The organism is Streptomyces nidicola, from assembly GCF_050106155.1.
GTDB lineage: Bacteria > Actinomycetota > Actinomycetes > Streptomycetales > Streptomycetaceae > Streptomyces.
On record NZ_JBNBPI010000001.1, the window covers coordinates 5,368,372 to 5,382,579 of the forward strand.

The window sequence follows — 14,208 nt, forward strand, 5'->3', positions numbered from 1 at the left end:
CCACTTCTACAGGCTCACGGCGGCGAAAGCCGCCGTCAGCAGCGCGATTCCGGCGCCTCCCGTGACCCACGTGAGGCGCCGGTTGCGTATCCCGCCCGCGAGCACCACCGACGCGAGCAGCAGCGCGCCGCCGAGCGGCACCCAGGCGTGCAGAAGTCCGGCGGTGCCCGCACGGACCGCCGAGGTCGAACTCGGCTTGAGGATGACAGGGAAGCGCGCGCCCTTCTTCTCCCCGATCGAGCGGTCGATCGTCACGCTCTTGTGCCGTACGGCGGTGGGGGAGGCGGGCGAGAACGGGCCGGCGCAGGTCTTGTCCGCGCACCGGCTCACCGTCATCGTGCCGCGCTCACGGCCCGTCGGGAACATCACGTGCTGCGCCGCACCCCACGAGGCCCACACGCCGGCGATCAGCAGCAGCGCGGCGACCACGGCCGCCGCGACTTGACGGGCAACTGGCAACATGGCCGGGATCCTTGGCCATCACCCTGCGTACGGTCAACTCCCGGCGGAATCCCGCCCCGACAAGTCCGTACAGGTCAGGAGTTGTAAGTCGACTGCGCGCGCTCCAGGCCCTCGATCACCAGAGCCTCTGCCGCGTCGGCCGCCCGGTCCACGAAGTAGTCGAGCTCCTTGCGCTCCGTCGACGAGAAGTCCTTGAGGACGAAGTCCGCGACCTGCATCCGCCCCGGCGGACGCCCGATCCCGAACCGCACACGGTGGTAGTCGGGGCCCTTCGACTTGGTGATCGACTTCAGACCGTTGTGCCCGTTGTCGCCGCCGCCCAGCTTCAGGCGCAGCACCCCGTAGTCGATGTCCAGCTCGTCGTGGATCGCCACGATGTGCTCCGTCGGCACCTTGTAGAAGTCGCACAGCGCCGTCACCGGACCACCCGAGACGTTCATGTACGACATCGGCTTCGCGAGGATCACCCGGCGGTTCAGCGGCCCCGGCGGGCCGATCCGCCCCTCGACGACCTGCGCCTGCCCCTTGGTCGCCCGCTTGAACTTGGCGCCCATCCGCTGCGCGAGCAGATCGGCCACCATGAAGCCGACGTTGTGCCGGTTCATCGCGTACTCGGGCCCAGGGTTGCCCAGCCCGGCGATCAGCCAGGGAGCGTTCTCGTCGGACATGCACATTCCTTAGGTGTACGTCGATACGTCGCGATACAGCGATACGGGGTGGTGGGCCGCGCCCACCACCCCGTACAGGTCAGACCCTGAAGGCTCAGGCCTCCGCGGCGGCCTCGTCGCCCTCGGCCTCGGCCGGGGCCTCCTCGGCCTGCGCGGCCAGGACCTGGAGCACGACGGCGTCCTCGTCCGTGGACAGCGTGGTGCCCTTGGGGAGCTTGATGTCCTTGGCGTGGACCGAGGCACCGGCCTCGAGGCCCTCGATGGAGACGGTGACCGACTCGGGGATGTGCGTCGCCTCGGTCTCGACCGACAGCGTGTTCAGCACGTGCTCGAGCAGGTTGCCACCCGGGGCCAGCTCGCCCTCGGTGTGGACGGGGAGCTCGACGGTGACCTTCTCGCCGCTCTTCACCTGGAGCAGGTCGACGTGGACCAGGAAGCTCGTGATCGCGTCACGCTGCACGGACTTCGGGATGACCAGCTCGGTGGACTTGCCGCCGTCGATGTCCAGACGGATCAGGACGTTCGGCGTACGCAGGGCCAGCATCAGGGCGTGCGAGTCGAGCACGATGTGCTTCGGCTCGTCGCCGTGGCCGTAGACGACACCGGGAACCTTCTCGACCTGGCGCAGACGGCGCGAGGCACCCTTGCCGAACTCGGTGCGGGTCTCGACGGAAAGCTTGACCTCGGACATGCTCTTCAACTCCTCGTAGAACTAGGGGAAATAGTCACCCGGCCACGAACGGCCTGCTACGAAGAGCGCGTCGATAACGGACAGCCGGCACTTCCGAAAACAGAAGTACGGCCTCCCTCGCCGAGCAACTTCAGCAGTTTACCCGGCGGAGGAGGCCGCACCCAAATGGATCTTCAGTGAGGAGATCCCCTACGGGATCAGGCCTCGCCCTCGAAGAGGCTGGTCACCGAGCCGTCCTCGAAGACCTCGCGCACCGCGGAGGCGATCGTCGGCGCGATCGAAAGGACCGTGATCTTGTCGAGCTCCAGCTCGCCCGGCGTCGGCAGCGTGTCCGTGAAGACGAACTCACTCACCTTCGAGTTCTTCAGACGGTCCGCGGCCGGGCCGGAGAGCACACCGTGCGTCGCCGTCACGATGACGTCCTCGGCGCCGTGCGCGAACAGGGCGTCGGCGGCGGCGCAGATCGTGCCACCGGTGTCGATCATGTCGTCGACGAGCACGCAGACGCGGCCCTTCACGTCACCGACCACCTCGTGGACGGTCACCTGGTTGGCGATGTCCTTGTCGCGGCGCTTGTGCACGATCGCGAGCGGGGCGCCCAGACGGTCGCACCAGCGGTCGGCGACACGCACACGGCCGGCGTCGGGGGAGACGACCGTCAGCTTGCTCCGGTCCACCTTCGCGCCCACGTAGTCCGCCAGGATCGGCAGCGCGAACAGGTGGTCCACCGGGCCGTCGAAGAAGCCCTGGATCTGGTCCGTGTGCAGGTCGACCGTGAGAATGCGGTCCGCACCGGCGGTCTTCATCAGGTCCGCGACCAGGCGCGCCGAGATGGGTTCACGTCCACGGTGCTTCTTGTCCTGCCGCGCGTAACCGTAGAACGGCACGATGACGGTGATGGAGCGGGCCGACGCGCGCTTCAGCGCGTCGATCATGATCAACTGCTCCATGATCCACTTATTGATCGGAGCCGTGTGGCTCTGGATCAGGAAGCAGTCGGCACCGCGAGCGGACTCCTGGTAGCGGACGTAGATCTCGCCGTTGGCGAAGTCGAACGCCTTGGTCGGGACGATCCCGACACCGAGCTGGTGCGCGACCTCCTCGGCAAGCTCGGGGTGGGCGCGGCCAGAGAAGAGCATCAACTTCTTCTCGCCCTGCGTCTTGATCCCGGTCACAGCACTAGTCTCCTCAGACGAGTTCGTCCGCCGCAGCTGCCCGCGCGTCCCATTAGCAGCGAGCCAGGCGAATCGTGAGCACCTATCACGGTACGCCGTGTCGGGCGCACCTGTTTCCGGTCAGACCACGTCAGTCCGCGGTTTCCGGATTCCGGGAAGCCGCCTCCGCCGCCTTGGCGGCCGCGCTCCCCGGACGCTTTCGGGCCACCCAACCCTCGATATTCCTTTGCTGGCCCCGCGCCACGGCCAACGAGCCGGCCGGCACATCCTTCGTGATCACGGACCCGGCAGCGGTGTACGCACCGTCCCCAATAGTGACAGGAGCCACAAACATGTTGTCCGAACCGGTCTTGCAGTGGGACCCGACGACGGAGTGGTGCTTGCTCTCCCCGTCGTAGTTCACGAAGACGCTCGCGGCACCGATGTTGGTGTGATCGCCGATCGTCGCGTCACCCACGTACGACAGGTGCGGCACCTTCGTGCCCTCACCGATCGACGAGTTCTTCGCCTCGACAAACGTCCCGATCTTCGACTTCAGACCGAGCCGGGTACCGGGCCGCAGATACGCGAACGGACCGACGGACGCCTCCGGACCCACCTCCGAGCTGTACGCCACCGTGTTGTCGACGTGCGCGCCCGCACCGACACGGGTGTCCGTGAGACGGGAGTTGGGGCCGACCACGGAGCCCTCGGCGAGATGCGTGGCACCCAGCAGCTGAGTGCCCGGCAGCACAGTGGCGTCCCGCTCGAACGTCACGGTGACATCGACGAAGGTGCTGGCCGGATCGACGACCGTCACACCCGCGAGCATCGCCTGCTCGAGCAGCCGGTCATTGAGAGTGCGGCGGGCCTCGGCCAGCTGCACCCGATTGTTGATCCCGGCGATCTCACGGTGATCGCGCGCCACGGACGCCCCGACCCGATGCCCGGCCTCCCGCAGAATCCCGAGCACATCGGTGAGGTACTCCTCACCCTGCGAGTTGTCCGTCCGCACCTGCTTCAACGCCTCGACGAGCAGCCGCCCGTCGAACGCGAACACACCCGAGTTGATCTCACTGATCGCGCGCTGCGCCTCGGTCGCGTCCTTGTGCTCGACGATCGCGGTGACCGCGCCCGAGACGTTGTCCCGGACGATCCGGCCGTAGCCGGTGGCGTCGGGGACCTCGGCGGTCAGCACGGTCACGGCGTTGCCGTCGGCGGCGTGCGTGGCGGACAGGGCCTGGAGCGTCCCGCCGGTGAGCAGCGGGGTGTCGCCGCAGACCACGACGACGGTGCCCTCGACGTTCGCACCCCCGCCGTCCAGCCCCTCGAGCCCCATCCGCACGGCGTGCCCCGTGCCGTTCTGCTCGGCCTGCACGGCGGTGCGGGCCTCGGCGTCGACCGCGCCCACGTGGGCGGCGACCTTCTCCCGCTCGTGGCCGACGACCACGACGAGCTGCTGGGGGTTCAACTCACGGGAGGCGGCGAGCACATGGCCGACCAGTGAGCGGCCGCAGAGCTCGTGCAGGACTTTCGGCGTGGCCGACTTCATACGGGTGCCCTCACCCGCTGCGAGTACGACGACGGCTGCCGGGGTGTTGGCGCTGCTCACGGGTGGGCCCTTCGGCGTCGGATGCGTTGTGGGGTGGACATCCGCAGGATACCGGGGCGTTTTGGGCCGGGCATGGGGGCGGGGCCCGACCGTTTCGATCGGGCCCCGCAGCGTGCTCCCGGGGAAGGAATCGAACCCTCATTCAATGGACCAAAACCATTTGTCCTGCCATTAGACGACCCGGGATAGATCGTCCGCTATGTCCAATTGCTTGGATCACTCGCGGAGGCAGCCCCTACTATGCCGTACCAACAGCCTTCGATGCGACGGTACAGCTCGGCGCTCTGCAGAACCTTGATCACGAGGCAACCTCGGTAGGCCTCACCGGTGTTCTTGCGCACGGTTTTCGGGTTGTGCTTCTTGAGCGTCGTCTTGTAGAAGGCGTCGCGGTCCGAGCCGACGAGATCTGCCCAGTACTGCTCGGAGGCAGGCACGTCCGCTGTTTCGTGGATCATCACGCAGAAGCGCAGGCGGCGGCGCTCGACCCCGAGCATGTCGAGCCATGCCAGGAAGACCTGGATCATGCCCGGATCGCTGTTGACGAATGTGACGGTCTCGCGTCGCGCGTGCGGCTTGTCCTTGGTGCCCTCGGCCCAGTACAGGGCGGCGCCGACGAGGAGCAGCTCGCGGTCCGACATCCGGCCGATTGCCAGCCGGGCGGCTTCCTTGGTACGTGACCGTTCGGCCTCTCGTACTGCGTGCTCGTGCTCCCACCTCTTCCGTGCCGCCAGCTTGGCCTGGTCCGACCGGGATGACTGTTCCGGCTTCGGCAGGTCCCGTACCCACAGCGAGATCGAACCCTTCGAGCAGCCCAGTTCGACCTGGATGCGGTCGTACGTCCAGCCCTGAAGGCGCAGTTCGCGGGCGCGGTCGCGCAGATCGTCCTTCGCGTTGGGGCGGCGGGTCCAGTCCGGGGGCGGCTCACCTTCGAGGAGGCGGTTGAGGATGTCGTTGTTGTCGATGTGCAGGGTGTCGCGGATCTGGCGCCGGCTGAGGCCCTCGCGGCGCAGCTGGACCGCTCGCTCGCGGAGTGCTTCGAAGTCGGCGTACTTGCCTGTGGCGTGCGTCATGGGCAACAGATTGCGGCGGAACCTCACGCTCCGGCGGATGTTCGATTACGGATCACCAGTTCGCGTGGTCGAGTTATCCACAATGCGGGCCGTGCGGAGCGGGGTGGTGGAGACCACTGCGTAAAACTCGCCGGAAATCGGGCACCCGGCGCCCGTAGTCTGGAGGGCATGACCACAGCGGGGGAAGTTCACCGAGCCGCGGCCGGGGGGCCGTGGTGGTGGGCGCGGCGCAGGGCCGCCGCGCTGGATGTGGTGCTGGCGGTGGCGTCCGCGGTGGAGTGTGCCGTGGAGGGGGTGCCGTTCGCGCACAAGGCCGGGCTGCCGGTCTGGGTGGGGGTCCTTTTCGGGGCGCTGACCGGCTCGACGCTCGTGCTGCGGCGGCAGTGGCCGATCGCCGTGGTGCTGATCTCGGTGGCGGTGACGCCTGCGCAGATGGGCGTGCTGCTGACGGTCGTCGGGCTGTACTCGCTTGCGGCGTCGGAGGTGCCGCGGCGGATCATCGGGGCGCTCGCGGGCATGTCGTTCCTGGGCACGTTGATCGTGTCGGTGGTGCGGGTGCAGCAGGACTCCGCGGCGCACGCGGACACGTTCCAGGTGGCCAACTGGGTCGTGCCGTTCCTCGCGATCACCACGGCGCTCGGGGTGACGGCTCCGCCGTTGCTGCTCGGGCTCTACGTGGGGGCGCGGCGCCGGCTGATGGATTCGCTGCAGGAGCGCAACGAGTCGCTGGAGCGGGAGTTGGGGCTGCTCGCGGAGCGGGCCGAGGAGCGGGCCGAGTGGGCGCGGGGCGAGGAGCGGACCCGGATCGCGCGGGAGATGCACGACGTGGTGGCGCACCGGGTGTCGTTGATGGTGGTGCACGCGGCGGCGTTGCAGGCGGTGGCGCGGAAGGACCCCGAGAAGGCCGTGAAGAACGCGGCGCTGGTCGGGGACATGGGGCGGCAGGCGCTCACCGAGCTGCGGGAGATGTTGGGGGTGCTGCGGGCCGGGGAGCCGGTGCCGCGGCGGGTGGACCGGATGCCGTTGGAGGCGGTGGGGGTGGCCGCCGCGGCGGCGGCCTCGCGGGCCGAGGCGGAGGTGGAGGCCGGGCCGTGGCTCGCCGAGCTGGAGGATCTGGTCGGGCAGTCGCGGGCGGCAGGGATGGTCGTCGAGGTGTCCGTGGAGGGGGAGTCGCGGGGGTACGCGGCGGTGGTGGAGCAGACGGCGTACCGGGTGGTCCAGGAGGCGCTGACGAACGTGCACAAGCATGCGGCGGGCGCGAAGACGTACGTCCGGCTCGCGCATCGGGGTGCGGAAGTGGCGATGCAGGTGGAGAACGAGCCGCCGCCGGAGCCGGGTGCTGCCGCGTCGGCCGGGCTGCCTTCCGGGGGAAACGGTTTGGTGGGCATGAAGGAACGTGTCGCCGGGCTCGGCGGAGTGTTCGTGTCGGGCCCGACGGACGCGGGCGGCTTCCGCGTGTCGGCGGTGCTGCCGGCGGTGTTGTAGGGGGCGGGTTCCCTCCGGGGGCCTTCCGTGATGGTTGGGCGGTGCCGGGGTTTTGGGTTGGGCCGGGGTGGTGCCGGTCGTGATGGGTGCGCGGTGCCGGGGTTTTGGGTTGGGCCGGGGTGGCGCCCGCCGTGATCGTTGCGCGGCACCGCGGTCCTGAGCTGCGCCGGGGTGGCGCCTGCCTTTTCTGCCGCGTGGCACCGGGGGTGCCGGAGTTGGCGTCTGGCGGGGTGGTTGCGCGGCACCGGTCGTTGTCCGGCTGTGCCGGTACCGGCGTTGGTATCCGACGTGGTGGTTGCGCGGCGCCCGTCCTTGTCCGGCTGTGCCGGTGCCCGCTCAGCTCCCACCGCCCGCCCCCTCCGGGGGCTTCGGCCCGACGCCCGCGTGATCGTTGTGCGGTGCCGGGGCTTGTCGCTGGGCTGTGGTCCGGGTTTGCCGCGAGTGGTGCGCTGCGTGCCCGGGGGGTGAGCTCGCCTCTTTCGCTGCGTGGCACCAGGGGGTGTGAGTGGTGTCTGGCGTGGTGGTTGCGCGGTGCCGGTTCCTGTCCTCCGGGAGGCTTCGGCCCGATGCTTGGCGTGATCGTTGCGCGGCACTGGGGCGTTTCGCCGGGCTGTGGTCCGTGTCTGCCGCGAGTGGTGCGCTGGTTTCGCTGCGGGGCACCGGGGGGTTGTGGGCGGTGCCGGAGTTGGTGCCTGGCGTGGTGGTTGCGCGGCGCCGGTCCCCGTCCGGCTGTGCCGGTGCCCGCTCGGCTCCCACCGTCCGCCCCTGGGTGGCTGGCGTATTGCTGCACCGTTCCCGGCGTCTGTCGTGAACGGCGTGCTGCGTCAGGGGGTGGGGCCGCACGCCCGCGTTGCGTGGCGATGGCCCCGTCCGGCTGTGCCGGTACCCGCTCAGCTCCCACCGCCCGCCCCCTCCGGGGGCTTCGGCCCGACGCCCGGCGTGATGGTTGCGCGGCACCGGGGCTTCTCTCCGGGCCGTGGTTCGCGTCTGCCGTGAACGGTGTGCTGCGCCGGGGCGTCTTGACCACCCCGTCGCCCGGCGAGGGCTTCCCCGCCCGGATCGGAGCTTGGCGTAGGCGGATTGGCCAAGGCGGCGGCCACCGACTGCCGATGGTGGGGAGCCGTGGGCGGTCGCACGACCGCAATCGCTGGGAGCCTCGCCCCTCTGGGCCGGAGCCCTCGGAGGGGTCGGGTGGCCAGGAGACGGGCGGGGGGAGACGGATCCGGTGGGGTCGGCCGTGGCCGGGCTCGGCGTCTGCCGTGAACGGTGTGCCGCGCCAAGGGCTGTGCTTGGCCGGAGCCGGAGCCGGAGCCGGAGCCGGAGCCGGAGCCGGAGCCGGAGCCTGAGCCGGGACCGGGGCCGGGGTTGGGGCCTGAGCCGGGACCGGGGCCGGGGTTGGGCCCCACGCCCACGTTGCGCGGCACCGGTCGCCAACCGGGGTGCCCGACCCCTCTGGTCCGCCCTCTCTGGGCCACACACCCCTCTGGGCCGGAGCCCCCGGAGGGGGCGGGCGGGTGGGAGATGGGCGGCGGATCAGGCGGAGTCGGCCGTGGCCGAACGGGGCCGAACGGGGCCGGACGGGGGCGGACGGGGCCGGACCAGAAGGTTGCGGCCCCGTTCGACACGGGCGGGGAACACCGTGCCGCGGGCGGCCAGGTCCGGTCCCCCGGCAGGGGTCGGCAACCTGGCCCGGTCGCCCCGGCGGGAGTCGGCGGCCAGGTCCGATCGCCCCGGCGGGAGTCGGTAACCCGGCCCGGTCACCTTGGCGGGAGTCGGTAACCCGGCCCGGTCACCTTGGCGGGAGTCGGTAACCCGGCCCGGTCACCTTGGCAGGAGTCGGCAACCCGGCCCGGCTACCCCGGCAGGGGTAGGCAAACCCGGCCCGGTCACCCCGGAGGGGAGAGGCGAGGGGGTTGGAGGCCTGTGATCAGGGTGGAGAGGGCCTCGTCTATGTCGGGGCCCAGGTACCAGTCGCCGCTGTGGTCGAGGGCGTAGATGCGGCCCTCCGTGTCGATCGCCAGCAACGCCTCCGTGCCCGACTCCGCCCCCAGCGGCGCGAGTTCCGTGTCGAGGGCGCGGCCGAGGTCGCCGAGGGTGCGGGCCGCGTGGAGGCCGTGGAGGGGGTCCAGGTGCGGCTGGGCGGGGGCGATGTGGCGGCCGGGGCCCGTGGGTGTGAGGTGGAGGCCGCCGAACTCCGCCCAGGCCTCGACCGCCGCCGGGAAGACCGAGTGGCGGTGGCCGGCGGGGGAGACGTGGGTGCGCAGGGCGTCCGCCCAGAACTCGGCCTGCTTGATGTCCCAGCGGCCCGGCTGCCACCCGGCGACCCGCAACGTGGCGTCGACCAGGTCGGAGAAGCGGGCGTCCTGAGAGATGGGGTGGGGCATCAGTGCGCGGCCTCGTTGTCGTCGTGCGGGGTGCTGTCCGTCTCGGGGGCCACCACGTGGACGCCGAAGTGGGCCGTCAGCGCCGTACAGGCGCGGCAGGGGCGGGCGAAGCCGCCGTGCAGCGGGTCCCCGTCCTCGCGGATGCGCCGGGTGGTGAGCTTGGACTGCTTGAGGGCCTTGCGGGCCTCTCCGATGGTCATGGGCCTGCGGCGGGCCCGCTTCGACTTCTCCGCGCGCTCGGTGTCGCTCGCCGTGAGGTGCCGGGAGACGAGGATGGCCTCGGCGCAGCGCCCGGTGAAACGGTCGCGCTGCGCGCTGGTCAACGTATCCAGGAAGTCCTGGACCAACGGGTGCAGGGCCGGGGCCTTTTCGCCGCGGGCCGCGGTCGCGGTGAGGGTGGTGCCGCGGACGGAGAGGGCGGCGGCGACGGTGGGGAGTATGCCGTCCCGGCGCACGCGAAGGGTGGGTACGGCGCCGGCGTCGGTGGCGCTCCAGCCGACGCGCGGGTCGTCGCCTGGCTGCTCGTCCGCGGGTGCAGTTTCCTCTGCGGTACCGCTGCGCATCTGTTGTTTCCCCTCCTGCAGTTCCCCACTGCAATCCCCCTGGTTGCCTGCACAGACTGCCAAACGGGTCGGCGGGTGCGGAAGCCGGTACCCGGCGACACGCCCGATCGTCACGTCGTGGTGATGCTCAGGTGACTGCTGGTCATGGAACCGGAGGCCCGGTGACCGGTGTCGCACAACCGCATAGGCTGTCGTTTGATTCGTACGGATCAGGAGCAGGTCCGGAACAGACCCGGGACAGCCCCGGGACAGATCCGCAACCGTCACGAGCGCCGCAGGGGGCAACAGCCATGACGACAGGTCGGCTCGGGCAGCAGGCCGCGCCGCCGAACGCGGCTTATGCCGGGCAGGTCGTGCACTTCCCGGACCCGGTCCGCGCTGCCCGTCATCCGCGCGGAGTTCGCGTGGACGAGGACGGTTTCCCGGATTTCTCCCCGTACGCCCGTGCCGTCGCGGAGATCGCGGATCCGCCGCAGGGCTTCGGTGTCGACGAGTTGCGGCTGACGGACTACGTGTCGGCGAACGCGGCGCTCGCCGCGTCCGGGCACGAACTGTGGGACATGATCCCGCCGGTGGCGACGCCGCACGGCTGGACGTGGCACCACGCGCGCGGCTCGCGGCGCCTGGAGTTGGTCCCGGTCGAGGTGAAGGCGTTGCTTCGACACCACGGTGGTCTGGCGACGGCTGCGGTGGACCAGAACAAGCGTGGCACGCGGCCGTTGCAGGACACGCGGCCCGTGCACTTCGGTCTCCCGAAGTCCGGGGTCGCGGTGTCGGAGAGCCAAGTGCTCTCCGCGGAGGAGGACTTGGGGTACCGGCTGCCGGGCGCGTACCGCTCGTTCCTGAAGGCGGGCGGCGGCTGCGCGCCCGTCGGGACGGGCCTGGACGCCGAGTTGGGGCTCCTGGTCGACCAGCCGTTCTTCACGGTGCGCGACGAGGCGGCCGTGAACGACCTGGTGTATGTCAACAAGTGTCTGCGCGATCACCTGACGAAGGACTATCTGGGTGTCGCGTTCGTGCAGGGCGGGTTGCTCGCCGTGAAGGTGCGGGGCGACGCGGTCGGCTCCGTGTGGTTCTGCGCGTACGACGACGCGCGGGACAGCGGTGAGACGGCGGTGCTGCCGGTGGCCGAGCGGGTGGAGCGGCTGCTGCTGCCCTGCGGTGCGGACTTCGACGGTTTCCTGTCCCGACTCGCGGGCAGTCCGCCGGAGTTGGAGACGGTGGCGAATCTGATGGTGGACGGCGGCTTCGCGCGTGCCGTTCCGGTCGCCGGTGGGGAGTGAGCTTGCGATGGTGACGTTCGCGCAGGCGCAGGAGCGCGCCGAGGAATGGATCAACGGGGAGGTGCCCGCGTACCAGCACCGTGAGGTGCGGGTGCGGGAGTTCGAGCTGGGCTTCGTCGTGTGGGCGGAGGACCGGGAGGCCGGTCCGGTGTCCGACGGCGGGCGGCAGCGCCTCGTGATCGCGCGGGACAGTGGTGACGCCTCGCTGTGGCCCTCGCTGCCGGTGGGCGAGGTGATTCGGCGGTACGAGGAGGAGTACGGGCTGCCGGACGCGCCGGCCGAGCCGTCGGCTCCGCGGTCGCCGGAGCGGGTGGACCTGAACCAGACGTCGTTCCTGCTGACTCCTCCGGAGTGGTTGCAGGAGGAGGCGGACCGGCGTTCGGACGCGCCGGCCGAGCCGGTGGATTCGGTTCCTGCGCGGGTCGATGCCGAGCCGCAGGACGCCGTGCCCCCGGTCCCGGTCCCGGTCGACGCGACGCCGTGGGCCGGTACGGACACGAACGGGGTGGGCGACGAGGAGGACCGTTCGGTTCCGCTGCCCGACACGGTGTTCTCGCCGCCGCTCGCCGAGGACGCGCCGCCGCCCGGTGTCACGCCGGACGCGCAGACGGCCCGCATCGTGGGTGGCAGCCAGTTGCCGCCGACGGCGACGTCCCCGGCCCTGGACAAGCAGCCGGAGAGGTCCTCGTACGGCTACCCGGCGGGTCCCCCCGAGGCCGCCCAACCACCGACGGCGCCGCCTTCGTACGGCTACCCCCAGGGCAGCATCCCGCCGCCCCCTCCACCGCCCCCGTCGGACGTCCCCGTGACGTACGCCAACCAGCAGTCCGCGCCCGACGCGTCTGCCCAGCCTCCGTCGGCTCCGCCCTTCCCGCCGGCTGCGTCGGACACGGGTGCTCAGCCTCCGTCGGCGCCGCCTGCCCCTTCGCACGGCTTCCCGCCTGCCGCGTCCGACACGGGCCCCCAGCCTCCGTCGGCTCCGCCCGCGCCGCCCGCCGCTCCGACGCCTCCTCCCGCCGAGCGGTCCGACTCGTACGGCTATCCGCAGGGCGCGGCCCCGGCCTCGTTCCCGCCGCCCGCTCCGGGGACCGCGGTTCCCGGGCCGCCGCCTCCCGGGGCTTCGTACGGCTATCCGCAGGGCGGTCCCGAGTCCCGTGACTCCGCAGGTCGGCCGCTGCCGCCCGGCGCCGGTGACATCGCGAACGCCGCGACCAGCAAGGCCGAGCCCCCGCGGGGAGGCGGCGCGCAGACTCCGCCGCCGCCGGGACCTCCCGGCGCCCCGGCGGGTGGCCACGTGCCTACGCAGATGATGTCGCCGCCCGGCCCGGACGGGCCCCCGCAGACGCCCGGCGAGCCCGGCCCGCCCCCGCCGCCCGGCGCACCCGGCGAGGGCGTCCACCATGCCGCGACGATGCTCTCGGGCCCGCCTCCCGGTGGCCCCGCGGGCCAGGCCCCGCCTCCGCCTCCCGGCGCCCCTGGCGCTCCCGGCGCTCCCGGCGAGGGCGTGCACCATGCCGCGACGATGCTCTCGGGCCCCGGCCCGCAGGGCCCCGACCAGTCGACGCCGCCCCCGCCCCCGCCCCCACCCCCCGGCGCTCCCGGCGAGGGCGTGCACCACGCCGCCACGATGCTCTCGGGTCCCGCCCCGCAGGGTCCCGGCCCCATGCCCCCGCCCGCTCCCGGCCAGCAGATTCCCGGCGCGCCCCCGGCGGCGTACGGGTATCCGCAGCCGCCGCAGCCTCAGCAGCCCGCCCAGCCGACGGGGCAGCCGACCGTGGGGCCCGGGTATCAGGCCGTGCTGCGGTACCGCGCGCCCGACGGGTCCGAGCAGCAGCTCATCCGGCGGTCCGCGCCGGGGACGCCGCACCCGGAGTGGCAGATCTTCCACGAGCTGCGCGGCATGAACGTGCCGCCGGACCAGGTCCTCGAACTCCACACGGAGCTGGAGTCCTGCTCGCTGCCCGGCGCGTACTGCTCGCGCATGATCCAGGAGCAGTGGCCGCAGGCGCGGATCACGTCGATCGCGCCGTACGGCACCGATCACGCGAGCCGTCAGCAGGGCATGCAGCAGCTCCTCGCGCACCAGGGCGAGCTGCACCAGGTCGCCGACGGCCCGGCGCGCCCGGCCCCGGTGCGCGCCCCGCTGCAGCCCGCGCACCCCGCGCCCCCGGTCCCGCCGGAGGCGATCGCGCAGGAGCTGGCGGCGGCGTTCGGCCCCGGTGTGTTCCGGTTCGACCAGCGGGCCGTGTCGCGGCAGGGCGTCCCGGACACCGTGGCGCACACGCTCGTCGTCGCGGGTCTTCCGTCGGACTTCGGGCCGTTCTTCTGGGCGCAGGCCCAGCCGGGCCGCCCCGTGCCGACGCTCGCCGAGCTGGCGCAGGAGCGTGGCGTGCAGGCGGCGTCGGACGCGGGCTCGTACCTCGTGATGGGCAGCGACTTCGGCAAGGCGCTGTGCGTGCAGTACGGGACGGCGAACATCGTGGCCGTGCCGGTGGAGGCGGGTCCTGACGGCACCCCGGCGCCGCCGCAGTTCGTGAACAGCGGGCTGCCGGAGTTCGCCCGCTCCATCGCCCTGCTGGGCCGGATGTGGCGGCTGCGCTTCGGGCTCAACCAGGAGCAGGCGGGCCGCTGGACCGTGGACTTCCAGGCGGAGCTGAGCGCGATCGACTCGGCGGCGCTCGGCTCGCCCGAGACCTGGTGGTCGGTGCTGCTCGAGCAGATGTGGGACGGGCTGCTGTAGGCGGCCTCGTACGGCGGCCTCGTACGGCGGCCTCGTACTGCGGCCTCGTAAGGCAGTGACAGGGCGCTCGACCTGCGCGACGGGTCGGGCGCCCCG

Annotated in this window: 11 protein-coding genes and 1 tRNA gene; 3 read left to right on the forward strand and 9 right to left on the reverse strand. The window is 71.8% G+C overall.

Annotated elements, in window-relative coordinates:
* Positions 1-6 precede the first annotated feature (6 nt).
* The 7 genes from ACOKM3_RS24460 to ACOKM3_RS24490 all read right to left on the reverse strand — a co-directional run bounded on the left by ACOKM3_RS24460 (position 7) and on the right by ACOKM3_RS24490 (position 5,657).
* Positions 7-462, reverse strand: coding sequence for a hypothetical protein (locus ACOKM3_RS24460; protein WP_426903176.1), 456 nt, complete (start codon positions 460-462; stop codon positions 7-9).
* A gap of 74 nt (positions 463-536) precedes the next feature.
* Complete coding sequence (gene pth, locus ACOKM3_RS24465; RefSeq protein ID WP_426903177.1) at positions 537-1,130, reverse strand: aminoacyl-tRNA hydrolase; 594 nt, start codon at positions 1,128-1,130, stop codon at positions 537-539.
* A 94-nt stretch (positions 1,131-1,224) separates the two neighbouring features.
* The gene (locus tag ACOKM3_RS24470) at positions 1,225-1,821 is read right to left on the reverse strand and encodes a 50S ribosomal protein L25/general stress protein Ctc (protein ID WP_426903178.1); all 597 of its coding nucleotides are present in this window, start codon (positions 1,819-1,821) and stop codon (positions 1,225-1,227) included.
* 197 nt (positions 1,822-2,018) lie between these two features.
* A complete protein-coding gene (locus ACOKM3_RS24475) occupies positions 2,019-2,996 on the reverse strand; it encodes a ribose-phosphate diphosphokinase (RefSeq protein ID WP_385760460.1) in 978 nt (325 codons plus the stop codon).
* A 130-nt stretch (positions 2,997-3,126) separates the two neighbouring features.
* The gene (gene glmU, locus ACOKM3_RS24480; protein WP_426903179.1) at positions 3,127-4,587 is read right to left on the reverse strand and encodes a bifunctional UDP-N-acetylglucosamine diphosphorylase/glucosamine-1-phosphate N-acetyltransferase GlmU; all 1,461 of its coding nucleotides are present in this window, start codon (positions 4,585-4,587) and stop codon (positions 3,127-3,129) included.
* A gap of 115 nt (positions 4,588-4,702) precedes the next feature.
* Positions 4,703-4,773, reverse strand: a tRNA-Gln gene (locus ACOKM3_RS24485).
* A gap of 11 nt (positions 4,774-4,784) precedes the next feature.
* Entirely contained in the window at positions 4,785-5,657 is an 873-nt protein-coding gene (locus ACOKM3_RS24490) for a hypothetical protein (RefSeq protein WP_426903180.1), read from the reverse strand.
* 168 nt (positions 5,658-5,825) lie between these two features.
* Here ACOKM3_RS24490 and ACOKM3_RS24495 point away from each other — a divergent pair, with 168 nt between their 5' ends.
* Positions 5,826-7,142, forward strand: coding sequence for a sensor histidine kinase (locus tag ACOKM3_RS24495; protein ID WP_426903181.1), 1,317 nt, complete (start codon positions 5,826-5,828; stop codon positions 7,140-7,142).
* 1,886 nt (positions 7,143-9,028) lie between these two features.
* Here ACOKM3_RS24495 and ACOKM3_RS24500 read toward each other — a convergent pair.
* Positions 9,029-9,526: an SUKH-3 domain-containing protein gene (locus tag ACOKM3_RS24500; RefSeq protein WP_426903182.1), complete on the reverse strand. Its 498-nt coding sequence runs from the start codon at positions 9,524-9,526 to the stop codon at positions 9,029-9,031.
* Positions 9,526-10,089 carry a YwqJ-related putative deaminase gene (locus ACOKM3_RS24505; protein ID WP_426903183.1) on the reverse strand — a complete coding sequence of 188 codons (564 nt, stop codon included), beginning with the start codon at positions 10,087-10,089 and terminating at the stop codon, positions 9,526-9,528. Before ACOKM3_RS24505 ends, ACOKM3_RS24500 begins: the two co-directional genes overlap by 1 nt.
* A 290-nt stretch (positions 10,090-10,379) precedes the next feature.
* Here ACOKM3_RS24505 and ACOKM3_RS24510 point away from each other — a divergent pair, with 290 nt between their 5' ends.
* Positions 10,380-11,372 carry an SMI1/KNR4 family protein gene (locus ACOKM3_RS24510; RefSeq protein ID WP_426903184.1) on the forward strand — a complete coding sequence of 331 codons (993 nt, stop codon included), beginning with the start codon at positions 10,380-10,382 and terminating at the stop codon, positions 11,370-11,372.
* A gap of 7 nt (positions 11,373-11,379) precedes the next feature.
* Entirely contained in the window at positions 11,380-14,112 is a 2,733-nt protein-coding gene (locus ACOKM3_RS24515) for an SUKH-4 family immunity protein (RefSeq protein WP_426903185.1), read from the forward strand.
* Positions 14,113-14,208: the final 96 nt, after the last annotated feature.

Excerpts from the sequence above, each read along its gene's own strand:
- ACOKM3_RS24495 (WP_426903181.1), top strand. The coding sequence starts at position 5,826 with ATGACCACAGCGGGGGAAGTTCACCGAGCCGCGGCCGGGGGGCCGTGG.
- ACOKM3_RS24470 (WP_426903178.1), bottom strand. The coding sequence starts at position 1,821 with ATGTCCGAGGTCAAGCTTTCCGTCGAGACCCGCACCGAGTTCGGCAAG.
- ACOKM3_RS24460 (WP_426903176.1), bottom strand. The coding sequence starts at position 462 with ATGTTGCCAGTTGCCCGTCAAGTCGCGGCGGCCGTGGTCGCCGCGCTG.
- ACOKM3_RS24500 (WP_426903182.1), bottom strand. The coding sequence starts at position 9,526 with ATGCCCCACCCCATCTCTCAGGACGCCCGCTTCTCCGACCTGGTCGAC.
- ACOKM3_RS24505 (WP_426903183.1), bottom strand. The coding sequence starts at position 10,089 with ATGCGCAGCGGTACCGCAGAGGAAACTGCACCCGCGGACGAGCAGCCA.
- ACOKM3_RS24490 (WP_426903180.1), bottom strand. The coding sequence starts at position 5,657 with ATGACGCACGCCACAGGCAAGTACGCCGACTTCGAAGCACTCCGCGAG.
- pth (WP_426903177.1), bottom strand. The coding sequence starts at position 1,130 with ATGTCCGACGAGAACGCTCCCTGGCTGATCGCCGGGCTGGGCAACCCT.
- ACOKM3_RS24510 (WP_426903184.1), top strand. The coding sequence starts at position 10,380 with ATGACGACAGGTCGGCTCGGGCAGCAGGCCGCGCCGCCGAACGCGGCT.
- ACOKM3_RS24515 (WP_426903185.1), top strand. The coding sequence starts at position 11,380 with ATGGTGACGTTCGCGCAGGCGCAGGAGCGCGCCGAGGAATGGATCAAC.